This is a genomic window from Paenibacillus sp. J22FR21, from assembly GCF_056269135.1.
Genome location: NZ_JBWDNJ010000001.1, coordinates 1,093,420 through 1,118,588, shown reverse-complemented (window position 1 = coordinate 1,118,588; position 25,169 = coordinate 1,093,420). Strand labels below are relative to the sequence as shown.

Annotated in this window: 20 protein-coding genes; 5 read left to right on the top strand and 15 right to left on the bottom strand. The window is 48.5% G+C overall.

The features are described 5' to 3' along the window. Nucleotides 1-60: 60 nt before the first annotated feature. Nucleotides 61-1,047, bottom strand: coding sequence for a peptide-methionine (S)-S-oxide reductase MsrA (gene msrA / locus AC0YNS_RS05480; RefSeq protein ID WP_475779991.1), 987 nt, complete (start codon nucleotides 1,045-1,047; stop codon nucleotides 61-63). 254 nt (nucleotides 1,048-1,301) lie between these two features. On the opposite strand from msrA, the gene AC0YNS_RS05475 reads away from it, so the two are divergent. Beyond that, the gene (locus AC0YNS_RS05475; protein ID WP_475779990.1) at nucleotides 1,302-1,787 is read left to right on the top strand and encodes a C40 family peptidase; all 486 of its coding nucleotides are present in this window, start codon (nucleotides 1,302-1,304) and stop codon (nucleotides 1,785-1,787) included. A gap of 91 nt (nucleotides 1,788-1,878) precedes the next feature. Here AC0YNS_RS05475 and AC0YNS_RS05470 read toward each other — a convergent pair whose 3' ends face one another. From AC0YNS_RS05470 to AC0YNS_RS05445, 6 genes are all read right to left on the bottom strand, one after another. Beyond that, the gene (locus AC0YNS_RS05470) at nucleotides 1,879-2,442 is read right to left on the bottom strand and encodes an NUDIX domain-containing protein (RefSeq protein WP_475779989.1); all 564 of its coding nucleotides are present in this window, start codon (nucleotides 2,440-2,442) and stop codon (nucleotides 1,879-1,881) included. Nucleotides 2,443-2,593: 151 nt separating this feature from the next. After that, nucleotides 2,594-4,015, bottom strand: coding sequence for an immunoglobulin-like domain-containing protein (locus AC0YNS_RS05465; protein WP_475779988.1), 1,422 nt, complete (start codon nucleotides 4,013-4,015; stop codon nucleotides 2,594-2,596). Nucleotides 4,016-4,254: 239 nt separating this feature from the next. Continuing rightward, nucleotides 4,255-4,911, bottom strand: coding sequence for a cell wall hydrolase (locus AC0YNS_RS05460; protein WP_475779987.1), 657 nt, complete (start codon nucleotides 4,909-4,911; stop codon nucleotides 4,255-4,257). A 135-nt stretch (nucleotides 4,912-5,046) separates the two neighbouring features. Beyond that, nucleotides 5,047-5,736, bottom strand: a complete 690-nt coding sequence (locus AC0YNS_RS05455) for a hypothetical protein (RefSeq protein WP_475779986.1) — start codon at nucleotides 5,734-5,736, stop codon at nucleotides 5,047-5,049. Next, nucleotides 5,733-6,626 carry an ABC transporter ATP-binding protein gene (locus AC0YNS_RS05450; RefSeq protein ID WP_475779985.1) on the bottom strand — a complete coding sequence of 298 codons (894 nt, stop codon included), beginning with the start codon at nucleotides 6,624-6,626 and terminating at the stop codon, nucleotides 5,733-5,735. Before AC0YNS_RS05450 ends, AC0YNS_RS05455 begins: the two co-directional genes overlap by 4 nt. 9 nt (nucleotides 6,627-6,635) lie before the next feature. Further along, nucleotides 6,636-6,998, bottom strand: coding sequence for a GntR family transcriptional regulator (locus tag AC0YNS_RS05445; RefSeq protein ID WP_090975588.1), 363 nt, complete (start codon nucleotides 6,996-6,998; stop codon nucleotides 6,636-6,638). A gap of 176 nt (nucleotides 6,999-7,174) precedes the next feature. Here AC0YNS_RS05445 and xerS point away from each other — a divergent pair, with 176 nt between their 5' ends. Beyond that, nucleotides 7,175-8,251: a tyrosine recombinase XerS gene (gene xerS / locus AC0YNS_RS05440; protein WP_475779984.1), complete on the top strand. Its 1,077-nt coding sequence runs from the start codon at nucleotides 7,175-7,177 to the stop codon at nucleotides 8,249-8,251. A gap of 60 nt (nucleotides 8,252-8,311) precedes the next feature. Here the strand turns inward: xerS and AC0YNS_RS05435 are convergent, their stop codons facing one another. Next, on the bottom strand, nucleotides 8,312-10,051 hold the full coding sequence (locus tag AC0YNS_RS05435) for a proline--tRNA ligase (protein ID WP_475779983.1): 1,740 nt from the start codon (nucleotides 10,049-10,051) through the stop codon (nucleotides 8,312-8,314). 385 nt (nucleotides 10,052-10,436) lie between these two features. Between AC0YNS_RS05435 and AC0YNS_RS05430 the strand changes: the two genes are divergently transcribed. Both AC0YNS_RS05430 and AC0YNS_RS05425 read left to right on the top strand, forming a co-directional pair. Beyond that, complete coding sequence (locus AC0YNS_RS05430; protein ID WP_475779982.1) at nucleotides 10,437-11,342, top strand: helix-turn-helix domain-containing protein; 906 nt, start codon at nucleotides 10,437-10,439, stop codon at nucleotides 11,340-11,342. 214 nt (nucleotides 11,343-11,556) lie between these two features. Continuing rightward, nucleotides 11,557-13,038, top strand: a complete 1,482-nt coding sequence (locus AC0YNS_RS05425) for a hypothetical protein (protein WP_475779981.1) — start codon at nucleotides 11,557-11,559, stop codon at nucleotides 13,036-13,038. 470 nt (nucleotides 13,039-13,508) lie between these two features. Here AC0YNS_RS05425 and AC0YNS_RS05420 read toward each other — a convergent pair whose 3' ends face one another. The 3 genes from AC0YNS_RS05420 to AC0YNS_RS05410 form a co-directional block, all read right to left on the bottom strand. Further along, nucleotides 13,509-14,708 (bottom strand): ZIP family metal transporter, encoded by a 1,200-nt coding sequence (locus AC0YNS_RS05420; protein ID WP_475779980.1) that lies wholly within the window; start codon nucleotides 14,706-14,708, stop codon nucleotides 13,509-13,511. A gap of 15 nt (nucleotides 14,709-14,723) precedes the next feature. Continuing rightward, nucleotides 14,724-15,770, bottom strand: a complete 1,047-nt coding sequence (locus AC0YNS_RS05415; RefSeq protein ID WP_475779979.1) for a multicopper oxidase domain-containing protein — start codon at nucleotides 15,768-15,770, stop codon at nucleotides 14,724-14,726. A gap of 272 nt (nucleotides 15,771-16,042) precedes the next feature. Next, complete coding sequence (locus AC0YNS_RS05410) at nucleotides 16,043-17,587, bottom strand: DUF4153 domain-containing protein (RefSeq protein ID WP_475779978.1); 1,545 nt, start codon at nucleotides 17,585-17,587, stop codon at nucleotides 16,043-16,045. A gap of 139 nt (nucleotides 17,588-17,726) precedes the next feature. Here AC0YNS_RS05410 and AC0YNS_RS05405 point away from each other — a divergent pair, with 139 nt between their 5' ends. After that, nucleotides 17,727-19,565, top strand: a complete 1,839-nt coding sequence (locus AC0YNS_RS05405; protein ID WP_475779977.1) for an ABC transporter substrate-binding protein — start codon at nucleotides 17,727-17,729, stop codon at nucleotides 19,563-19,565. 91 nt (nucleotides 19,566-19,656) lie between these two features. Here AC0YNS_RS05405 and AC0YNS_RS05400 read toward each other — a convergent pair whose 3' ends face one another. The 4 genes from AC0YNS_RS05400 to AC0YNS_RS05385 form a co-directional block, all read right to left on the bottom strand. Continuing rightward, nucleotides 19,657-21,213, bottom strand: a complete 1,557-nt coding sequence (locus tag AC0YNS_RS05400) for an ABC-F family ATP-binding cassette domain-containing protein (RefSeq protein ID WP_475779976.1) — start codon at nucleotides 21,211-21,213, stop codon at nucleotides 19,657-19,659. A gap of 140 nt (nucleotides 21,214-21,353) precedes the next feature. Continuing rightward, complete coding sequence (locus AC0YNS_RS05395; protein ID WP_475780112.1) at nucleotides 21,354-22,478, bottom strand: Ger(x)C family spore germination protein; 1,125 nt, start codon at nucleotides 22,476-22,478, stop codon at nucleotides 21,354-21,356. Continuing rightward, entirely contained in the window at nucleotides 22,475-23,578 is a 1,104-nt protein-coding gene (locus AC0YNS_RS05390) for a GerAB/ArcD/ProY family transporter (RefSeq protein ID WP_475779975.1), read from the bottom strand. Before AC0YNS_RS05390 ends, AC0YNS_RS05395 begins: the two co-directional genes overlap by 4 nt. A gap of 5 nt (nucleotides 23,579-23,583) precedes the next feature. Further along, entirely contained in the window at nucleotides 23,584-25,161 is a 1,578-nt protein-coding gene (locus AC0YNS_RS05385) for a spore germination protein (RefSeq protein ID WP_475779974.1), read from the bottom strand. Between the last annotated feature and the right edge of the window lie 8 nt (nucleotides 25,162-25,169).

The window sequence follows — 25,169 nt, the reverse complement described above, 5'->3', positions numbered from 1 at the left end:
TTTTCTGCCTTACCACTTTGTTTACTTAACAATAGTTATGTAAACCATTCACAACGCCACTTATACCGAATTCAACAAATACCCGTAACCTTCTTGCTCCATGTCTTCCTTCGGAACAAACCGCAGCGACGCAGAATTGATGCAATACCGCAGCTTCGTTGGCCCCGGACCGTCATTGAACACATGACCCAAATGCGAATCCGCGTTCACGCTTCGTACTTCCGTACGAATCATGCGGTGGCTCAAATCCTGCTTTTCCTTCACATTGCCGCCTACTAGTGGTTTGGTGAAGCTAGGCCATCCGCAGTGTGCATCGAATTTATCCGCTGAACTGAACAACGGTTCTCCGGATACGATATCCACGTAAATACCTTCCCCGTTAAAATCCCAATATTCATTCTCGAAAGGCGCTTCAGTCCCGTTATTCTGAGTGACTTCATACTGAATCGGCGTCAGCTTCTCGCGTCTTGCTTCACGATCTTCCTTCGTATTCCAGTGACTCTTAATAAACGAATCACGTCCTGACCCTTCACGGTACATCCGGTAACGAAGCGGATTCTTATGATGATAGCCTTGGTGATAATCCTCTGCCGGATAGAATGGCGTTGCCGCAACGATTAACGTTGCAATCGGCTTATCGAATCGACCGCTTTGTCCTAATTCAACCTTGGAACGCTCCGCAATCACACGCTGTTCTTCACTATGGTAGAAGATCGTAGTCCGGTACGAATTGCCGCGATCATGGAATTGACCTCCGGCATCTGTCGGGTCGATTTGTCTCCAGTAAACATCAAGCAATTTCTCATAAGGATAAATCGAGGAATCGAATGTAATCTGAACCACTTCAGCGTGTCCTGTCGTTTCTGAACACACTTCTTCATAGGTTGGGTTCTTCGTATGACCGCCCATATAACCGGAAATCACACTGATAATACCGGGCTGCTCCTCGAAAGGAGTCACCATACACCAGAAACAGCCACCGGCGAAGGTCGCTTGTTCCACATTGCTCGAAGACTCGTTATTCGTCGTATTCACTTGATCTGCCATGGCCAGGAATCCCCTTTCACATTGTCGATTTTACTCTGTTTCTATCATATCAAAGCCGGGCCTTCATTCCAAACGACGCCGTTCTCATTTATTCGCCTTCAAACATGAGAAATTTCTCACGTAATTCTCATAAAGACGAATATCCCTATAGAACACTCACAGTTGACTCCTAATGGTGTAAAAAGGGTGTTTTGGAAGTGTGTTATAGTGTGTAAAGACAAATGGCACCTTGAAGAGCTGGAGGGAATAAACAGATGATAGCAACTAACAAACGTTTACTCAAGAGCATCCTAAGTGTGAGCCTTTGCGCCACGGTTGGATTTACTGCACTTTCGCTAAGCACGGCAACACAAGCAAGCGCTGCAACGGAGAAGTCGAAAGAATTGATCACTTACGGTGAGACATACATAGGTACTCCCTATCTATACGGTGCGATCCCATATATGACCAATGCATTCGATTGCTCGTCGTTTACCCAGTATGTATATGATAATTTCGATATTTCTCTTCCTCGCTCATCTTCCGATCAATCAGCCAAAGGCAAGAAAATCGCCAAAGGCTACTTAAGTGTAGGAGACCTGGTCTTCTTCAACACCAATGGAATCGGTATTAGCCACGTCGCGATTTATGCCGGAGATAATAAGATTTTGCATAGTGCCGGTAAAAGTGTGAAGATCTCTGATATGTCGACAGGCTATTGGAAGAAATCATTCGTTACGGCAAGACGCGTCCTCAGTTAATCAAACAAAGAGCCTGTTAAGATGGTATACGGAATCGGTCCGCATCTCCTCTTATCAGGCTCTTTTTCATTCTCACTAGACCGAGACCGATTTAAACTCGGAACAACCCATAACCGTCGAATTGCACGATCGGTTCTTTGTCTTCCTTCAAACCTTCGCCTTGACCATGCAGCGCCACATCGACCAACCACTTCGTGAACCCAGCCACATTCATCGTTTCCATCTCTTGCAAGCTGTAGAAGCCTGCAGCATCGACTTCGACACCATCCGGAACCGGCTCACCGGAAATATAATCCATTGCAAATGCAAGATAGACATTATGAATTTTTCTCGGATGATCGCGGACGGCAACGATATTACGAACCTCTGCTTCCACGCCGGCTTCTTCCATTACTTCGCGCTTAATCGTTTCATGAATGAGCTCATGCTGTTCGATATAGCCGCCGGGATTCGTCCAATACCCTTTACCCGGTTCTTGAGCCCGGCGAACAAGAAGTACCTTCTCGTTTCGCACAACCAATGCGCCGACACCGACACTGTAATTACCCCAATGCACGAAATTGCATCCATCAGCCGTGCATGCTTTACGAGACGTACCATCTACATCTCTGACTTCAAGCGGAGCCCCACAAGTTAAACAATAATTAATCCCCATTAATGAACTCTCCCGAATTGTCCGATATTGAATTGCCATCATTCGAGCTGCAGAGAGACGTTCATATCCCCATTCAGCTTCGTTAATCATAGCGCCAGTCGGTCAAGAGTTCAATAGTTGCAAGAGGATCAATTCGAAAGTCTAACTCCTATTATTGCTGCTTTACAGTTACCGTGAACACTTTAACATCGCCAATGCCGTTATTGCTTACAAAAGCGGTCAAATTCACGGTAATATCACCTTGACCATGTGCGGGACGGTGCAATACGGTTCCGTTGTCTGACAATACCGAGGTGTTGCTCGAATACCAAATGATTGAGCTGCCGTAGTAGCCCTTAGAAGGAAGTCCGAGAGGCTTTGTGACATATCCGGCATTGTCGGAATCTTTATAAGTAATTGCAAGATCAGCTTTATCTGCAGCGACCTTCTCCGTACTTGTATACTCAGCCTTCACGGTCAACGTAAACTGTTTCACATCGACCGCAGATCCGCTTGTGATGACCGCAGACACAAGAACGAAGGTATCTCCTGTACTCGCCGCCGGCCGGTGAAGCGTTTTGCCGTCATCGGACAATACGGCAGTTGAACTCGACATCCATTTAATCGAAGAACCATTCACGCCGTAAGCTGGAAATGCATCGACCGGACGGGTTACACGGCCTGCAGAGTCCGATCCGCCAAAATCAATTTGAAGCGCTGCTTTATCCGCCGCAACTCGTTGTGCATCAGGCATTTGTTCTTTGACCTTGACGATAAATACCTTCGTCTCTTTGTAGCTGCCGGATCTAATTTGTGCCGTAAAAATGACTATTGTGCTGCCTGAGCCGGTCGGCGGTCGAACTACTTTCTTACCATCATTGGAAATAACGGAAGGCAACGTCGATTCCCAAGTCACTGTAGAGCCGTTCACACCTTTACTCGGAAGTTCTTTGAACGGTTGAGTAACACTATCGATGGTGTCAGAACCGCCGAATACGATCGACAATGCTGCATAATCCTTCTTCACTCGATCGATATCGGACATTTCGGGAGCAGTAGATTTGATAATGATGCGGAACGTCTTGGTTGCTTGGGCGTTACCAGAGCGAATAGTTGCCGTTAGATCGATCGCAACATCGTTACTATCTGGTCGATTAAGCAGTAATCCATTACTCGCTAGGATTGAAGTATTGCTGGAAGTCCAAGTAATAGCAGAACCGTTCTTACCTTTGGAACTAAGAATGACCGGCAGTGTTACGGATTTAGCATTGTCATTACCAATGAATTGAATGGACAGTGCGTTCTTGTCGGCATTCACTTTCGCTAGATCTTTCTGATACGTACTGTCGCCATTAGTGCCGGACTCACATTCCGCTTTGAAACTTGCAATCATTCGCTTGAGGATTGCACGTGTACGCTCATTCTTTACTTTAACCAGAACTGCATTCAGGCGATTCACAGCATCTTTACAAGACTGCAATTGCTGCTGGCGACTATCGTTGCCACTGTCGTGGCTATTCCCATGTGCGAGTGCGGTGCTGCTGCCAAGTAGACACATGGAAAGGACAAGCATGATTACTGTCCACTTCTTCATGAACCTCTCTCCCTACACCATAAATTAGTGAAAACGCTCACTACAGATACATTTCGTCGCCATGGGTATGTTTGCGGGGGCCGTTTAGGAATAAATTTCATTTACTGTCGTTAACTGTATGGAAATGGCGCATTTGCGACTCCGTCGTTTTCATCTAACCTTCAGACGGTTGATCTTCACCATTTGTTGCAGGCAAAATGGGGATAAAAAAACCGCCTACAAAGGGCGGTTTGCTTCGATTAAATCGCGAAAACATGGCTTCCAATCTTCGTTGTCACTTTACGAGTGAGAATCCATTTCGATTTGGCTGTAATCGGATTGTAGTAATACAGCGCTTCTTTTGTCGGATCCCATCCTCGAACTGCGTCCTTAGCGGCTAGGAATGCGGTGTTGTTCGGCAACAGCCAATACTGACCATCTGCTACAGCGGTGAAGGCATAGGGCTGCATGATCACTTCGGTTAAGTTCTTCGGAAACAGCGGCGATTTCAACCGATTCATGACGACTGCGCCTACGGCAACCTGACCTTTATACACCTCACCACGCGCTTCCGAGTAAATAATACGGGCAAGCTTTGATAGCTCAGGCTTGTTAACCGAAAGCTTCTTCAGCTTCGCCCATGTCTGGGGACCGGCGATTCCATCACTGGTAATGCCATTAGCACGCTGAAAGTTTGCAACTGCATTGCGCGTCGACATGCCGTATGTGGTCGTGATTTTGTCTTTGTAGTAGCCGAGTGCCTGCAATCGGAACTGTAGATCCGATACATCTCCGCCCTGACTTCCTGCTTTGAGTGTTGGCGCTGCTGCAGCATGTGCTTGGGTGCTGTATAACGAGCCTACCGATAGAAGCACGAAGAACACTAGCGCTGCCGCGATTCTTTTGTGACTTACCATGGTGTAGAAACCCCTCCATATCGTTTGGTATGAGGCTGATTGTAACATGAATCAACACCTGCCATACGGATTAAGGGGAATTTCTAATGAACTTAAAAATCTCTCATCCTATACGGATTACAACCGACGACTAGCTCACACTGTCGCTCTTCGCAGCAGTAAGTACGACACGCATGACAGGCAAACCGCTAATGGTAAGAGCATAACGGCAAACTGAACTGCTGAATGATCACCGAGGAAATCGAAGATCGCAGACCACCACTCCAAGTATTTAATGACATAAAGAATTACGGTTATCACAAGAACTGAAACGATCGAGAATACGTACATCCCATTTCGTCCGAAACGACGATGAACGCTGGCACATAGGAAACCCGTCATATAAAGCGAGATCATACACGAGAAGAAGATGACGAACTGCGCAAGGACGTTACCGTCCGAAATGTAGGGCAGATGGAAGAAAGACAACCGTACTCCCCAGCCATCAATGACACTTCCTTCAATATAAGAAAGCATGCACAAGATGATAGAAATCGCAGCGCTAAGCAATGAAATCATAAGCATCGAGCCTAAGAAGAAGTCCCGCCTTCTGACGCTTAGCCCCAGCGCGAATGGGAACGTCTGTGACAACGAAACAATGCCAATTACCATCATATAGATAAAGATCGACATCAGTCCGCCGGTAACGATTTGCTCATCCACCGGAAGGAATGCGGCAATAAACAGGTTTACAAGAAAACTGGAAAACAGAATGACCCAAGGCAGAATAAACCAGCCCCACTTGTCTCTTGCATACATTTTGACTACGTTTTGTACCATGTTCATCCTAGCTTCACCTCTTTACGCGATTGATCGCTCGTCAGATAGACAATCAACTGCTGAATGGTCACCGTTGTAATGTCCAATCCCAATGCTTCTGCAGCCTTCTGATCACTCGCTACCAAGCTGCCATAGATCGTTGCAGAACGATAACCGCCTATTCCCTCACTGTGAATGACTTTCTTATTCGCGGTATAGGATTCGATCTTGGCGATAGGACCGGTAACCGTATAAGCACGGCCTCGAAGCGAATCGGCTTCTTCATTGAGCAGCAATTTGCCTTCATTGATGACAATGATATGCTCCAGCAATCGGCTGACTTCATCAATGAGATGTGTCGACAGAATGATTGTGCGCGGATGGAGCGCGTAGTCCTCCATAAGCCGATCATAGAAAATCGTCCGAGCAACGGCGTCCAGTCCCAAGTAAGGCTCATCGAATATCGTGATCGGCGCGCGGCTTGCAAGACCAACAATAATACCGACGGCCGACAGCATGCCTCGGGATAATTTCTTCACTCTGCGCTTCATGGGAAGCTTGAATTCCGCAACCAGCTCACGCGCATAGGCACCATCCCATAGGGGGAAAAATAAAGCAGCCGTCTCTAATACATCCACCACTTTGAAGTTATCCGGGTACTTCTGACTCTCTTTAATAAAGCAAATTTGACGCAGCACGCGATTGTTCTCGTACGGCTCTTCACCGAACACTTTAAGCTCACCGCTGGTTTGGAACAATTGCGCGGTTATCATATGCATGATGGTAGTTTTGCCTGCACCATTGCGTCCGAGCAGCCCATAAATCTTGTTCTCTTCAATATGGAAGCTGATATCATCGATTGCCTTATCGTTCCCGAACATCTTCGTTAAGTGCTTTGCATCAATAACTGTCTTCATAAGTCAGACTCATCCTCTCCTGCGGATCATATCCGTTAATTGTTCGATCGTAATGCCAAGCTTCTCTGCTTCTTGAATCATCGTTACGACATATTGCTCGAAAAATTGCTCTTTCCGCTTCTCCATCAGCTTCGCTTTAGCGCCGGTCGCGACAAACATGCCAATTCCCCGTTTCTTATATAGAATCTCTTCATCGACAAGCAGATTCACGCCTTTAGCTGCTGTGGCCGGATTAATACCGTAGAAGGCTGCAAACTGATTCGTCGAAGGTACTTGGGACTCCTCCGGCATTCCGCCTCCAATAATGTCATCCTCAATTCGTTCTGCAATCTGGACGAATATGGGACGGCTGTCATCGATTTTGATACTCATCGCTACACCACCACATCGGTTAGTTACTCATGTAACTAACTATATAAGCAATGAACTGATTCGTCAAGTAGGCGTTATGAATTTCCGCTTTCGCCCAGTGCGAACATTCGTTCCAATGCGCGGTTTACTTTGACCACCTACTGCTTTAAAATGAGAAATAATGGAGGTGGCTGCGCATGAATATTATCAAAATCAAAGATCGACAGGAGCTTGACCGCAGGACGCCATCAATGCCCTGGTATATTGAGAAATTCATTAACTATAAACTTCCTGACCTCTCGCCCTCTTCGCTCCTTGAATATGTACGGGATTATGATGCGTTTCTATCTTGGTTGCTTGCGGAAGGATTGGCTGCCGGACCGACGCTGCGGGATGTAGAGCTGATTGAGCTGGAACGACTGCATATGGACAGTATCGATCATTTCAAAATGTTCCTGGCCACCCGCCAACAGCAAGCCAACAGCAGAACGACCATATCCCGCAAGCTTTCCTCCCTTCGCTCGCTCTTTCATTATTTGAGCCAAATTGCCGAGGATGAACAATTCTATCCGCTGTTGAAACGCAACGTGATGGCGAAGGTATCGATCAAACGAACATCGAAACCAAAGGATACAGCAGCTAAGCTCGAAGGCAAGCTGCTGCAGGAGCAGGAGATTGATGAATTTATCCGCTACATCAATGAGGATTACGGCATGGAGATCGCCACGAACAAACAAGCGCTATACTCGTATACGAACAACCGCACACGCGATACTTCCATTGTGAGTCTTATCCTCAACTCCGGCCTGCGCGTATCTGAAGTGTTCAATATGAACGTCGATGATATTGATTTGAAGAAGCGACTGCTCTATGTGTATCGTAAAGGTAAGAATGACGACACGTTTAAGACGCCGGTTTATTTCCGTCAGGAGGCGATGCGTGATCTTCAGCTGTATATGTCGCAACGGGATTCCCAGTACAAAGCACCGAAACGAGAGAAAGCGCTATTTCTCGCCATTCCGAATGGCAAGAAGGAAGGCTCTCGCATGACGAAGCGAGCCATACAAGAGATGGTCATCAAATATGCCAAGCGATTCGGCAAACCATACCTCTCTGTACATAAGCTGCGTCATTCCTTCGCGACCGACTATTATCTGCGCAACGACCTATACAAGACGCAGGAGCAGCTCGGTCACGCCTCGCCGGAAACAACGCAAATTTACGCGCACCTAACGGACAAAACAATGGCCGAAGCTATCGACCGCCCGAAATAACCATAAGGAAAGCCCCATACCGTGTTGGTATGGGGCTTTCTTTTTGAATCTTCGACTTTGTCAATGAATCGTATGTTGTACAGCAGCAAGCACATCTGCAATAGCCATACGATCAGCAGCTCCACTCGCACTCCGTAGCTTCCATTCCACCTGGCCTTCAGCAACGCCTTTACCAACGACAATACGGATTGGAATTCCGATCAGATCGCTGTCTTTGAGCTTCACGCCTAATCGCTCATCCCGATCATCCAGCAGAACGTCGATTCCTGCTGCCTGTAATTGTGCATACAGATTTTCAGCTGCGTCCATTTGCAACGTATCCTGCGTTGAAACCGGAATGAGGTGTACATGATACGGTGACACAGCGCTTGGCCATATCATGCCGTTCTCGTCATGATGCTGCTCAATGATGGCCGAAAGCAACCGCGATATCCCGATTCCGTAACAGCCCATAATGATCGGCTTCGTTTCACCGTTGGAATCCACGAACTGCGCGCCAAGCTTCTCGCTGTATTTGGTCCCAAGCTTGAACACATGACCAATCTCGATCCCGCGAATCGTACGCAGTTCACCATGCTCGCAGCTAGGACAACGATCGCCTACCTCCACATTACGGAAATCTCCGATCCGCTCAAGCGAGAAATCTCTCCCCGGCACAACATGACGAACATGATAATCCGTTTCGTTAGCACCGGCGATTCCCGCCTTCATCAATCCGACTTCCAAATCAACCAACAGAGGAATCGCCAGTCCTATTGGACCCGCGAAGCCGGTACCTGCACCGGTAACACTTCTGACCGTATCCGTATCAGCAAGCGTAAGCGTAACAGCTTGGAGGGCATTGAGCACTTTGGTTTCGTTAATGCTATGGTCACCGCGCACAAGTATTGCGACTGGTTTACCATCAGCTAAATAAATAAACGTCTTAATCAGTTCATCATGACCGATGCCGAGTCCTGTAACCAGCTCGTCAATCGTTCTCATTCCAGGGGTGTGGAATTGCTCCGTCGCCGCTTGCAATCCATCTGCATCCTGGTCCCTGGTTAGCCGACTTTTGTCCGCTTCGACCAACGCAGCTTCAAGACTTTGCGCTTTCTCCATGTTCGCAGCATAATCGCAGGTGCCGCAAATCACCACATCATCCTCGCCGGATTCAGCAATCGCCATGAATTCATGGGTTCCGCCTTCGCCGCCAATCGCCCCGGCATCGGCTTGAACAGCGCGGAACTCCAGCCCGCAGCGCTCGAATATACGATGATAAGCCTCGTACATCGACTGATATGTCCGATCCAGGCCCTCCCAATCGCTGTCAAACGAATATGCATCCTTCATGACGAACTCTCTGCACCGGAGCAACCCAAAGCGCGGTCGACGTTCATCGCGGAACTTCGTCTGCAGCTGGAACAGCGTGACAGGCAGCTTCCGGTAAGTAGATATCTCCTGACCGACAAGCTGCGTAATGACTTCTTCATGCGTAGGACCGAGCACGAATTCGCGACCGTTACGATCCTGAAGCCGTACCAGCTCCGGCCCATAAACATCATATCTCCCGGATTGCTGCCATAGATCAGCCGGCTGGAAAGCAGGCAGCAGCACTTCTTGCGCTCCGGTCTGCTCCATTTCGTGCCGAACAATAGCTTCTACCTTACGCAGCACGCGGCGACCTGCAGGCAGGAAGGAATAGACTCCTGCGGAGAGCTGACGAATAAATCCGCCTTTGACCAGCCACTTATGGCTCACGGCTTCTGCATCTGCAGGAACTTCTCTCATTGTTGGTAGGAATACGGACTTCTGTCTCATTGAATAACCACCCTCTCCGTAAACATCAGCATACAAAAAACACGCACCCATCCCTGGTTAAGGGACGAGTGCGTGCTCGTGGTACCACCCAAAATTCAACCGTCCGGCAGACGGCTCTCTTGTACGGATAACGGGGCGTTCCCGGCTGCAAATACGGAAAGCTAGGTTCCTTGCAGCGACTACAAGGCCGGGCAGCACTTGGATCTGCGGGAAGCCTCTCAGCCGGCGGGCTCCCTCTCTGGGCACAGAATACCAAGCAAGCATTTCCTTGATCACGGTCGTTTCATTTAATGTGATTCTAAAGGTACAACAAGTTAACCGGCAAGTCAACCGGCAAACAAGAATAGGCTAGTACTAGAACCATGAAGAAAGCAGGTGGCTCAGCTTGCTCGATCTAGACCCCATCAAACGACATTATCGCCATTTGGAGCGGATGCCTATTCGGCTTGAGATCGGTGCCTTACAAGTCGACGTGATCAAAATCAACTATGTTCCTCCCGGTCCGGGCTGGCATGTACCCGAGCATAAGCATTCCTCCTATGAATTTCACTTCATCACATCGGGTAAGGGACATATTCGTATGGAACAGATCCCTTTCCATGTCGAGACGAACCAGTTCTACTTGACCGGTCCTGAAATCGTCCATGCACAATACTCGGATCAGCATGAGCCGATGGCTGAATTGTGCCTGCAATGCCAATTCACGATGAAGAATAACGCGGATCGTCACCTCTTCGAAGAAGCAAAGCAGCTGCTCGATATTTTCAACACACCCGTTTACAGCAGTATCCCTGATGTCCTTGGGGCCATTCCACAGTTCATGTCCTGTGCCGAAGAAGCAAATCATCAATTCGCAGGCTATTATTCAGCCATTCAAAGCCGGCTTGCCAGCGTCATTATTTCCACGGCCAGAATGCTTGCAGGCAAGGACCACCAGATGGCTAACTATTCCGTCCCCGCCAAACGCGAAGGCTACGAAGTCATCCTCGAAACGATTCTGTTCCTGGAAGATAATTATCAGAACCCGATAACGCTCGAACAAGTCGCCGATCATGTACATTTCAGCCCACGGCATCTCGGCCGCATGTTCAAGCTTGTCACTGACAAAACGATGAATCGATACCTCACCGAAATCCGCTTAAACCGTGCCTTGCACCTGCTTCGACAGTCCGACTATTCCTTAGATCGAATCGCACAAGAAATTGGATTTGCGAATGGCAGCTACCTGAGTCAACTGTTCCGTCGTGTCTATGGTCATTCTCCAAGTGAGCAACGCACGAGTGCCACCTAGAGCATCTAACACCGTATTTCGTCCCAAAATTATAAGCCATAAGTCTTCATCACCGCGAAAATCTACCTCATGCAGTAACAATTTCGCCTTCTACATATCACATGCGGCCCAAAATCTTCCACTTAAACGAGGTCCGGAATGTAGAGGAGGGATCTCCAAACAGCCCGCATACCATTTATAGTGTAAGCGATTTCAAACTTAAGGAGGTTTCGTGATGAACCGAGTATCAAGATGGGTGGCTGCTCTGATGACTGCTGCCCTTGTGTTCACTGGATTTAACTTTATTGGAGTCCGCGAAGCAGCGGCAGCCGGTCCGCAAGGCATTCAATTCGGTCGCCCAATCGACGATTCCGGGAACATTCTGATTACGAATCAAGTTGCACAGGCACTTGCCGACAGTGGAGCGGGATTTGTCCGGCTTAACTTCCGCCTCGGCCCTTATACCTCGGATACAGCGGCATTTTACAGCACTTACGATACGATCGTGAATCGGCTGCGGAGCAAAGGACTTCAAGTTATCGGTCTGATTTCTAACGAATCCTGGCCAGGCACACAGTCGGATTGGACGGACAATAATGCAGAGAATACCTCCGGAGGGGACGGCTACAACAGTTTTATCGACCAATTCGGCTACTTAGCCGGACGGATGGCAGGCCATTATGACGGCGTCATCAAGTATTGGGAAGTATGGAATGAGCCGAACTGCTGGGGATCGAACCCGTCTCCCGGCGTCTACACCGGATGCTCGTTCATCTACCCTTCCAATTTTGCCGCAATGCTGGGCCACGTGTACACGCAGATGAAATACTATAACAACTACGATGTGGAAGTCATCAGCGGCGGAATCTTCGGACACGATATTGCAGGTTACTCCTCCGGCGGCTCAGGTGCCGACTATCTTAGTGATACGTATGCTGAAGGCACGACCGTGGGGAGCTGGAATTGGATCCAATCCAATGCAGGGTCCTACCCTCTCGATCATATCGGACAGCATATCTATATCGATCAAGGCGGCAGCGTATCCACCACCCAACTGAATAATTACATCAACTACGTACATAGCGCATACGCAGCCTATGAGGGATCAGGTACAACCAAGAAAATCTTCATGACAGAGATCGGCTGGACGACAGATGCCGTCAGCGAAGCCGTGCAAGCCTCCAATATTACGGCAGCTTACAACGTCATGAAAGCCTCCCCGTATATACAGAGCGGCGTATGGTTCTACCTCCAAGATGAGCCATCGCTGAGCTATGGGATTTTCAAATCCAGTGGACTCGGTTCAACAGACAAGAAAACAGGCTGGACTAATTTCCGCAATGCCACAGCCTACGAAGGCAAGTTGTCTGGCGGAACAACGAATACGAACATCCTTAATTATTTCAACAGCCACGGCGGGATGGCAACGAACGGGTCCCCTTATGACAATGGCGGCAGCGCGTTCGTCCACTATTGGGACTACGGATATGTACAGGATTTCGACGGCGGCAGCATCGGGCCAAGCGCCATTATGACATCCGGCAGCGGGACGTTCCAAGTCCGCAACGGCTTCTGGCAAACGTACCTTCAAGGCACTAACCATACCTACCTCCAATTTCCGACCAGTGATGAATTCGCATTTGGAGCCGGTACGAGACAAAACTTCCAAGGCGGATACATGACATGGGATCCTACGAATGGCATTCAGGTGTTCTAGGAGATGACAAAAGGAGAGGCCGGCGGCCTCTCCTTGTCTATACAGCATGAATAAAAGTTTAACGGTTGTCAGCGTGGCTATTTCATCAAAAATAGCCTGTTTGAAACGCTAACGGTTGTGACAGACGTTATTTGCAGCAAATCGGTCGATTCCTAGCGGAGAACGTTCAAATAGGTTCGCTGGCAACCGTTAGAAAATAAAAGTGGTTATTTGAAGCCAAATAGCCACTGTCACAACCGTTAGAGTTGGCATGCGACAACGTATACTCTCATCCAGGAGGTACAGAAATAAAGGGTTACCTTCGTCCCGTACAACGGAAGCTAATAACCCATGTTGTATTGAACATGGGTTTCTCGATACACAAAAGGAGAGGCCGGCGGCCTCTCCTTCATCATTTTATTCTTAGCAGTGTTACAGCCACTCAATACGGTTTACATAACTAAAATTATGTCGCTAATTTATTCGCACAATCAAACATTAACAAACAATGCCGTCACATACATAATCAGAATCCCCAGAAACAAGCTGCCCAGATTGCTCCAGGACACGACTGCTCGATCGCTTTTCCCTGCCTCTCTGACCACCATCTTACTGATCACGTAAATGACCTGCAGAATCGCACCTGCGCCAATGCCGAAGAACAAGGCGGCGAAGGCTTCATTGAAAATGAATCCCCCGGTCCACGTTCCGATAATTGCCGGACCTCCACCGAGGAAAGCCAAACCGACGAAAGTTCGCCAAGTTGGACGTTCTTGCAGAAGCGGAGCGGCAATACCGACGCCTTCCGTGATGTTGTGAAGCGTAAATCCGATAATGAGGAAGGTTCCGAGTGCCGCTTCGCCGGCTGCGAATGCAGCACCGATGGCGAGACCTTCGCCGAGATTATGGAGTCCTATGCCTCCGGCGATCTTGAAAGCGACCTGCTTGCCGCTTACCGCACCTTTACGCTCGTTGGCCTGATCAATGGCAACCAGGAACAAGAAACTGAGAAGTGCGCCGAACCACACTAAACCGTTGCCTTGGAAGATGCCGGCTGCTTCTGCTCCTAACTCAAACCCTTCTTCGAACGTATCTATGACAAGAAAGAACAGCAACCCTACCGTTAGAGCCAGCACAGCCTGCATGCCACGCTGCGAGAAGCGTCGTAAGAACGGGAACCACAGCAACCCTAACCCTACCGGAACTACACCTACATAGAACCCGATCAAGGCGAACTGGGCAACGCGAGTGACATCCGGCACCGGCGTCAACGCGGCAACTGGCACCTCGCCTGCGAAAATCAATCCGTTCGTCGTAATCAGTTTTATCTCGTAAGGATCTCCCTCAACCCAGCCGTACGGAATGAAAATTTCGGTCTGAGCGAGTCTTCCAATCGTCGCACTGGGATGAAAATCTGCATTCCAGAATGCGTCATTCACAAGCACCTGTGCGATTGTGACTTTCTCCGGCCCTGTGTTAAGTACATGCATCGTAAAACCCTCATGGGTAAGTACGATCTTCTGAACATCAAGGGCTTCGATCGGCGCGACCGGTTCATCCTTAATGCCGGTTCCTAAATTAGATATGAAGTAGATAATCAGAATAAGGAGAATGAGAGGAGCGCCTCCCCATATCCAGAGCAGCTTACTTCTTGGCTTTTGTTTCGTGGTATTCACGACTTTCACCTCCATGTAACCCCCTCCTCCTTACGCTTTGACCTCGAAGAATCCCATCCAGCCCAGCTCTGCAAATTCACTCTGATGAGCGTGGAACATGTACTGTCCCGGTTCTGGAAATACCATCTCCAGAATGCCGCGCTGTCCTTGGCACTGCATGATGGTATCGGTCATGACCGGTCTGGCATCCGGATCTGCGCCTACCTCGTAGTAGTTGAAGAAGTTCGCATGAAGATGGAAAGAGTTAATGAGATCGAATTCGGTTAAATTGCTTAGATAAACTCGGACAAGCTCGCCGGCCTTCACGGGAATCGGCCAAGCTTGGAATGCGAATGCATAGCCGTTAACGGTGTAGATTTCATTCTCACCGTCTAAGTCCAGATCAAAGCCGTTCATGACCATATTAAGCTCACGGGCCTTCTTCCTTGGCACCTTCGGATCGACGATGAAATTCCCGTAGAGTCCTTTGTGAATGTGTTTGGATAAAGGCGGAATATGACAATGGTACACATGCATGCCCGCGGGTTTCGCTTCAAACTCATAAATAAATTCCGTTCCTGTCGGTACCGGTTCAATACCATCCATTCGGGTTGGATGAACGCCGTGAAAATGGATCGAATGCGGGTGCGAGGAGCCGTTCCAGAACTTCACTCGAACGATATCTCCTTCCGTGCAGCGGATCGTAGGTCCCGGAATGGTCCCGTTATAGGTCCAACCCGGAAACGTGATGCCCTTCGCGATTTCGACAGTTGAATCCGAAGCGACCATGTTATATTCGCGTACAGTCTTGCCGTCCGCACGGGTACTTACTTTCCCGTAATCAAACTCAGTCAGCGATTTGATTGCGGCTTGGAGTCCGAATGTTTGATCTTTCCCGGGGTCGTAACCATGTGCCATCGTTTGATGTTTATGCTGTTTCAATGCCGAGTGCACCTCATGCTTGGTCATCGCCTTAACCGGTTTCCCCAATAACGAGCCCGGGCTGAATAAGCCTCCGCTGAAAGCCCCTAAGACACCTGCGGCTCCCCATTTCAACACATCCCGCCTGGAGACAGGGCGTTTGAGATTAAATGCCATGATGCCACCTCCTATTTTGCATAAAGTAAATTAAGTTTTCCGAGTGCAAAAAAATAATCAAAAAAATATTAATGTGGACAAGGGACAAAATGTTTCCCTAGAGCAAAACTCGAATGACTTAAATATATGCTGAACGTCTGTGTTTGTAAACCATAAATTTCTTCACCACAAAATAAAAAAGTCCGCGATTACGCGGACTTCTCGTCGAATAGCTATATCGAACAACTTAATTCATGCCGTTAACTAAATAATTAGCCGCATTAATAGTCAGATTATTCCTCATTCAAAACTCTCGCCACCGACAAATTCCAAGCGGGCCAACCACCACGTTGAAGAGCATCATCCTTTAAACTTTTCTTCGCGTTCTCAATTGCATCGGCCAGAGTGGGCTCGTCTTTCTGCAGCTTAATAAGAGTAGGAAATGCATCTGTGGAGAGCGATCCTAAATACTCCATATCGATCTTGCCGGTATCCTGATAACGAATCATGTTCTGCTTGGCGATAATCGCATCTACGTTCACATAATTAATGACGATATAGGCAGCTACCGCAAGCCCTATGTAAGCCTTCGCCAATGAGAAATGCTCACTCCATATCCGCATGAAGGACGCGATGAGAATGAGGCCCAGAAACAGCATAAAGCCTTGAACGAGTATTCTCGTTTGCGTATAACCGTAAGCCGACTCATAGAGCGACAGCCTGCTGTAAGCCGATACCAGCATCACAACCGTGCAACCAACCAGCATGCTGAGGGAGAGCTTACGGACCCACTCGGCCACTACCCCTTCTCTGCGTATGAAATGAAGGCCGCTCAGCAGTAAGACCAGATTAATGAGCGCAACAACGACTAGTTGTGCGAAGCCCTGCCTCGCATACTCCGCATATGCAACACCCTTGGGCAGCAAGCCATTCGCAGCTCCGAACAGATACGAGAATTGAATCGCCGCGAAAATAATATATACGATGTTGAAGCTGATGAGCAATGTTCCGGCGGTAAGCGCATCGAGTGAAAGCGGTGCTTGCTGTCTCGAAGCAGCAGATGCAGCGGCAGAGAATGCGTTATTGGAGCCGCCTTCACTGCCATCCCTCCATTGGTCATCGGTTCTGCGGAATAACAATGTCCATAAATAGCTGAACGTAAAGACTGAAATGAACACGGCTAACACGGTTCTGGTAAACAAAGTGCGAATCGAGTAATCGCCGAACATCTCAGGCAATCGGTTTAACAGATCCATAAAGATCCGATCTGCCGAAGCCAGCAGCAAGATCACTACAATCAGAAGCGGTGACGCGAGAAGGAGTCCAAGCAAGATCCGGCGAACCTTTCCGCCGCCAGCTTTCCCCCCACTATGCTGCTGTGGAGAAACGCGATTCGCGAGCAATCCGAAAGGGACTGTAAAGTAGGAAAACGGCTTGATGAGACTTAAGTAAAGCACATCCTGGTAGAAAGCGGTCCGAAACCAAGGTTTCGTACTGCTCCTTGAGAGCAATACTGTTTGGGCCGCGACAAGTGCTGGTATTACAACGATATTGAGCATGTGAAATAACTCATTATTAAAGAGCATGTAGCTGAGCGACAGAAGCGCAACAGGCAAACAGAGCAGCCACCCTGACTTTGACTGACCTCGCCATTGATCGAACCCGCCAATTCTCCCTTTTATCGCATAGAAGAACAAAGCATAGAAAGCACAGGTAAACAACGCTACCGATATCCCCAAGCTATTACCAACGAATAAATATTGACTGAATACACCAAATCCTAATGACCAAAGCGCGATTAGCTCATATCTTCTTTGCCATGGTGCTGGATCTCTCAAAGGGCTCACTCCCGACATGTAGACTACATTAGCAACGATTGTACTTTTCTCCTATTTTATTGTAGCCTATAAAATAAGAAGAAAAAGTGTAAGATTTGATAAATAAATTTCATATTTTATGTCGGGAGACGAGCTCACGATGAAAATGAGGCAGCATTACATCGCTCTTCGGAGCGCTCTGCCACAGCTGCAAGAGCATGAACCGTACGAAGTCACGACACTTGAACTGGCGTCAGCGCTGGATTGTACGCATCGCAATATGGTCCTTCTGCTGCAGCGCATGCAGCGAGAAGGCTGGTTAAGCTGGGAGCCGCGGCGCGGCCGCGGCAATCGCTCCGTCTTGAACTTTCTGGCGAAGAAAGAAGAGCTCGTGCTGCTGGAAGCGCAAGAAATCGCACAGAAGCAGGACCTGCAACTGGCAATCTCCTATCTGCAAACGATGGACAGTGAGGGCACATGGGGGCTGCGCTCGCAGTTTCAGGATTGGCTCTCGAAACGGTTCGGCTTTCATTCCGAGGTATTAGGTGAGCGTCGATTGGACATTTTACGATTTCCGCTGCCGCAAACCATCCATTCCTTGGACCCTGCCTCCATCCACTATTCCGGTGAATCGCATTTGGTCAACCAGCTCTTCGACGGGCTCGTAAGAATGAGCCCTTCAGGCGATACCATTCTTCCGCATCTTGCACATACATGGGATGTCGATGCTACGCGCACCAGTTGGACCTTCTTCCTACGTAAAGGAGTCCTCTTCCATCACGGCCGGGAGATGGTAGCTGCCGATGTCCTATTCACTTTCGAGCGACTGAAGGCTCTTGCACCGCGAGGATTGTATAATTGGGTGTACATGGGTATCGTCTCCATCGAGATGCCGGATGAGCGCTCTGTTCGATTTGTACTGGAGCAGCGCAATGAAGCCCTCCTCCCCTTCTTGGCTACTAACCGAGCATCGATCGTTCCGGCTCCGGAAGTGTCGCCTTCAACGAAGAAGATTACCAGCAGCTCGGACCGGTTCACCTACGCGGAATTCGGACTGCAGCCGATCGGGACCGGCCCGTTTCGTCTCGTGGATCGGGAGCATAGCGTCATGGTACTTGAAGCATTCCCTGCTTATTTTCAAGGACGAGGTTTTCTGGACCGTGTTGAGGTATGGACACAACCGCTGGAGCAAGAGGTCGACGGACAAGCCGAGCAGCCGGCCTTCCAGGTCATGCATAACGTACGTATATCCGAGACCGCAACAGAACAATGGCAGCAGGTTCGCCAATCCGGGACGACCTGCAAGTTTCTGACCGTTAACGAGCTGCGAGAAGGTCCGCTTGCCAATGCAGCGGTTCGCGAGGCGTTCGATCTGGCACTGAATCGCGCTGAAATCATTGAACGCCTATCCGGAGATGTCATCGAGCCTGCCGACAGCTTCTGGACTCCGCATTCGACAAGCAGTCATGCAAACAAATCAGCAGCTGCCGACAATGTGGAGCAATGTCTTATGGAAGCTGGCTACAACGGCGAACCGATCATTCTTGCGACCATTCCGCAATATGAAGCCGATGCGCGAATAGTACAGCAGGTTTGCGCACTTGCCGGCATCACGCTAATGATCAAGTTCATTCCCGCTGAACAATTCAAAGGCGAAGAACGTTTGCATGCGGATTTGCTGCTGTTTGCCATTATGCTGGACGAGCACCGAGAGCTGCGCCTCATCGATTTGTTCAAGAGCATGCAGCTGCACATGCGGCCGGATATGCAAGTGATCCTGGAGCAGCAGCTGAACGACTTGTTGTCCGAGTCCGATCCCAAGCGCAGATCGGATCAATTCCGACAGATCGAGCAGCAGCTTGCAGCAGCTCACAGCCTCATGTTTCTCTATCGCAAACATCTCAAAACCGCCTTCCATCCTTCGATTCGGGGAATATCGCTGGAATCGCTCGGCTGGGTACACTTCCGCGACCTCTGGTTCACCAGACTGCCGGAATAAGCAGCCCAACCGAACAGAAGAAAAGCCGCTCAGAGCAGCCAATAATGACTGTTCCGAGCGACTTTTCACTTCTCTATACAGGCAACTCCAATTAGAATACCTTCGTCGTCCACGATTCACAGTTCCACGTCTCTGTCACGACATCGCGGTAAAACTCAGGTTCATGGGAGATTAGCAGAATGCTGCCTTTGTAGGCTCTAAGCGCACGTTTGAGCTCTTCCTTCGCGTCTACGTCCAAGTGGTTCGTAGGCTCATCGAGCACGAGCAGGTTCGTCTCGCGGTTGATCAGTTTGCATAGACGTACCTTCGCTTTCTCGCCGCCGCTCAATACCGCGATTTTGCTCTCGATATGCTTCGTGGTCAACCCGCATTTCGCCAGTGCAGCACGCACCTCGAATTGATTCAGCGATGGGAACTCATTCCATATCTCATCAATACAAGTGTTGTAATTGGCATCCTTCGCTTCTTGCTCGAAGTAACCGATCGACAAGATTTCGCCACGTTGTACCGTACCGGAGATCGGTGTGATTTCACCAAGAATACTGCGCAGCAGCGTTGTCTTACCAATCCCGTTCGCACCGACAAGCGCAATCTTCTGACCACGTTCCATCAGCAGATCAAGCGGTCTGGAGAGCGGCGCGTCGTATCCGATGACGAGATTCTTCGCTTCGAAGATCAGCTTGCTTGAAGTTCTTGCATCCTTGAAATTAAATTGCGGCTTCGGCTTCTCCTTCGCCAGCTCAATCACGTCCATCTTGTCCAGCTTCTTCTGTCTGGACATGGCCATATTACGAGTAGCGACACTAGCTTTATTGCGTGCGACGAAATCCTTCAATTCAGAGATTTCTTGCTGCTGACGTTTGAATGCGGACTCCAGCTGCTGTTTCTTCATCTCGTGTACTTGCTGGAAATGCGAGTAGTCGCCGACATAACGATTTAGCTCTTGATTCTCCATGTGATAGATCAAGTTGATGACGCTATCTAAGAATGGGATATCATGGGAGATGAGGATGAAGGCATTCTCATACTCTTGCAGGTAACGCTTCAGCCATTCGATATGCTGTTCGTCGAGATAGTTCGTCGGCTCATCCAGCAGCAGAATATCCGGTTTCTCCAGAAGCAGTTTCGAAAGCAGGACTTTCGTACGCTGACCGCCGCTTAGATCGTTTACGTCTTTGTCCAGACCGATATCCGTCAGACCGAGTCCACGTGCAGTCTCTTCAATCTTGGCATCGATCATGTAGAAATCCTGATTCGTGAGGGTGTCTTGAATGGTTCCGACATCCTCAAGCATTTGGTCCAGCTCTTCCGGCGTGACATCGCCCATTCTTCCGTACATGTCGTTCATTTCTTGTTCCATGTCGAACAAGTATTGGAAAGCGCCCTTCAGCACGTCACGGATCGTCATGCCTTTGTTCAGTACCGCGTGCTGGTCGAGATAGCCAACGCGCATCCGCTTGGACCATTCGACTTTCCCGTCATCGGGCTGCAGTTTGCCGGTAATGATGTTCATGAAAGTGGATTTACCTTCGCCGTTCGCGCCGATAAGTCCGATGTGCTCTCCCCTAAGCAAGCGGAAGGATACATCGTTGAAGATCGCACGGTCTCCGAAACCGTGGCTCAGCCGTTCTACGTTTAATATGCTCATGAATGACACCTTTTCTGTTAGACTTTTTTCTCGTTATATTATAGCGTTAGACGCCCCACAACTCAATCATTTCACGCAAATACCCAAGCAAGTTATGGACGCGCCGGCACCGCAGCCTTCCCGCTTGGGCATCTCTTCAACTAATTGATTTCTCCATGATCTTTAATGGTTGTATCGACATGAATGTTGACCTCTGCTTTTGCGAAAGCGCCGCCCCAGTCGTTTTGCACTTTTTTCCATGCCGAGTATTGAAAAGCTCTTGCATTTAGCCCTAGTCCAATTGGATCCAACTTGTTTTTTTGAATTTTCTTCACCAACTTGTACATTTCCAGCTCAAGCTGCTTATCAATCATGGCTTCTAGTTCTTTCGAATTCTTCTCCGCACTAAGCCGAAACATTTGTTCCGTTAAATGAATAGGCAGCTTTAATCGAATATCGAAACGAAAATGATTGTCCGTATAAGAAACCTTCATTTTCCGCATTACTTTCGTAATATAAAAGCTTATTGCTCTTGTCTCGAAAAGTGATTTCTTATGCTTTACATCAGGCAAAATAACGGTCAGCGTTAAATCCGCGAGCTTCTCATCCTGTAAAATCTGCAGCAGTTCATTCTCCATAAGATCGAGCGATCCTCGATAGATCCCTTTGTCGTCCAGCAGCGCCGTTCCGGTTACGACTACCTCTTTTGGTGTTTTGTGCAGCTCCGTCATGTACGGCGTGACCCCCTTCTCGAAGACAAGCCGAATATAATCAAAGAGAGTCGTCATTTCAACGAGGTTACGCATGTGCGCGGTATCGACTAGCTTGGCAATATGGAGCGGGAGCCTGCGCTTGTCTTCCGGCGTAAAGAACATAACCTCCTCCACCGGTCCATCCACCGCAATTAATCTTGCATTGATTCTGGATTTGGAATCACGAAAGAAAACATCGAGCAGATTCATCCATCCCTCGTGCTGGAGCACCTTTTTGCCGACTAGGATATTCTGCAGTTTCCCATTACTGACGAGTGCAGACACGCGGGCTTCCAATTCGCCTCTAGCCTGACGGCTGGTGATCGCTTTTACTTTCGTCGTCTCATTCTTCTTCTTCGCTTCCTTGCTGAAGACGGGTGAAGAGGAGAAAAGCAGGAGATTGTTGTCCTTGTCTAAATCGATGCCCATCATGAGTACGAGCGTAATATTCTCCAGATCAACGCGATCTTTGCAACCAGTTAACAAGACTGTCAGCATGAGGAACAGTAATGTAATGCGATAGAACCGGCTCATTTTTGCCACCGCGGGAAACTCGTCATCACAGACAAAACTGCCCATAATCCCAGCGGGAAGAGATACACCATGACCATCCCGAAATAACTGAAATAATGAATCGCCTTCGTACTGGCATTCCAGCCCGGTTCCCAGATGTAGGTAATCACTACCATACCGGTAAGAAGAATGATAATATGCTTACTCACTTTGCCGATATGAAACAGCCGTTTCGTACAGTACATCGCCATATAAAGCGCAGGAATCCAAGTTTTGGATATCACGAGCAAGTAACAAGTCAACATCACGATATCAAATCGCTCCAGAAAGCGGTATTCGATGACTTTAACGACGGTAAGCATCGTATCGTTAAAGAATTGAATTTCATCGGGACTATAAACAATGAAGCAAAGAATCGTCACGTACAAATAAACAAGTAAGGTTAACGTATTCGCGATCAAGACACCCACTATGGCTTTCTTCTTATTCTCCAGATGCGGATAGATAAAGAACGTTGCCTCAAATCCCATGAAAGAAATGATGGTCGTATTCACGGTCCGCAGCACCGGTATCCACCCTTCTTTAAGAACAGGAAGCAGATTAAGCCAATGCGCATCGTTTAACAGACTTAATAAGACGAGCGGCATCCATAAGGAACACATGACCACGATCTCCGCATATCTGCCTATAGTACGAACGCCGCCTTTCACGATCATATAGGCAGGGACGACAAAGAGAAGCATCAGTACGTAATCTTGCGACTGCTGCATGATCCAGCTGCGAATCAGCAGCACCATACGATCAAGAATTAAATAAGCAAACAAGCACATGTATACGCCAAATACGAGTGATATCACATGTCCGACAAATCTGCCAAAATAGTGCGTGATCAGATCGATGATCGTCCCGTTGGGATACATCTTCATAATCTGAACGATCAGGATGCTGGCGATTAGCGACACGGCATATCCGATCAATAAGGCGATCCAACCATCCGTTCCTCCGGTCAATGCAAGGTCGCGAGGCATTGATATGACGCCTATGCCAAGCTGCATGCTGTGGATGATCAGAATAAACTGCAGCAGCGTTATGGAGTTTGCTTTGCTAGGTTTCAAGCTCATTCCAGTCATTCCTCATCACCTTCAAGGCGGTTTAAACCCATTCTGTTCTTCTGCAGGGATCGCACGCTCGTCGGACGCTTCAGCATATTCCATAAGGGAAGCCGAATAAACACATCCTTCCAATCCCCGATACGCATCGGAGCTAAAGGTGTAGTGTAAGGTTCACCAAGTGATTTCAAGGTAATTAGGTGTGCGACGAGCACCATAAATGCAGCAATAATACCAATTATGCCGAATATGGAGGCGATGATCATCACTGGAAATCGGATGAGCCTAATTGAAGCCGCCATATCGTAATTGGGTAAAATAAACGAAGCAACAGCGGTCGACGCGACGACGACTACCATCAGATTACTTACGATCCCGGCTTGTACAGCTCCTTGTCCGATAACGATACCGCCTACAATGCCTACCGTTTGACCAACCGGTGCGGGCAGACGAACACCGGCTTCTCGAAGCATCTCAAGCATAATCTCCATCATAAACGCTTCGATAAAAGGCGGAAACGGTACTGCTGCTCTAAATTGACCGATCGATAGGATCAAGTCAAGCGGGATGACTTCATGATTAAACGAGATACAGGCAATATAGATACCCGGCAGGAAGGCTGCAATGATACAAGCAAAAAACCGCAACAGACGCAGAAACGTGGCAATCGGCCAGCGCGTACTGTAATCATCAATGCCTTGAAAGAATGCGGCAATACTGGCCGGAGCTATTAATACACTTGATGAGCGGTCGACGACAACGCAGATGCGGCCCTGTAGAATTTGCGAGGCAGCAGTATCCGGCCGTTCTGTCGTAATAAATTGCGGTAGCAGCGAGAATGGGTTATCTTCGATTAACTCGGCCAACTCACCGGTATTCAAGATACAGTCTACATTTAATGAGGTTAATCGTCTCTCCATTTCCTGGATTAAATCGGGATGGGTAACATCCTCCAGATAGAGAATCGATATTTTGCAGGGGACTCTGGCACCGATGTTCAGCTCTTTAATCTTCAGCTCTCTGCTGCTAATGTACCTGCGGATCAGCGCGATGTTTAATCCCGCCGTCTCTATAAAACCTTGGTGGGCCCCTTTAAGAGAAGCTTCGATCTGAGAATCGGTAATCGCTCGCTGCGGCCATCCTTGCGTGTCAAATGCATACGCATGCTGTTGACCATCCATGATAAAGACGCTTTGACCCTCCAGGACCGATAGCTCGACATGCTTTAGGGAGGTCAGTGTGCGTATATCGCCAAGCGTGACGGGAAGTACCGGAAGAACTCCTTTTCCGCTCATCCCATTGCTTATTTCAACGGATTCAAACATCAGTTGATTCAACACGTTATTATTGATCGAGTTCTTATCCGCCAATCCTGACAAGTAGACAAGTATAGCCTGGCTCCCTGTCTGTTTATAGTAAAACGAACGAATAACAAGGTCGGGCGCTTTGCTGAAAATCGCGCTGATCGAATCGACATTCACCTTTAAGTCGGTATGCAGCTGATCGCGTTCAGGTGTGTGGTCTTCTTTCATTGGCTTGTAGGATTGAATATGGTGACGATTAAGAAATTTGATTAATCGAAGGAAAAACTCCACAGCACACC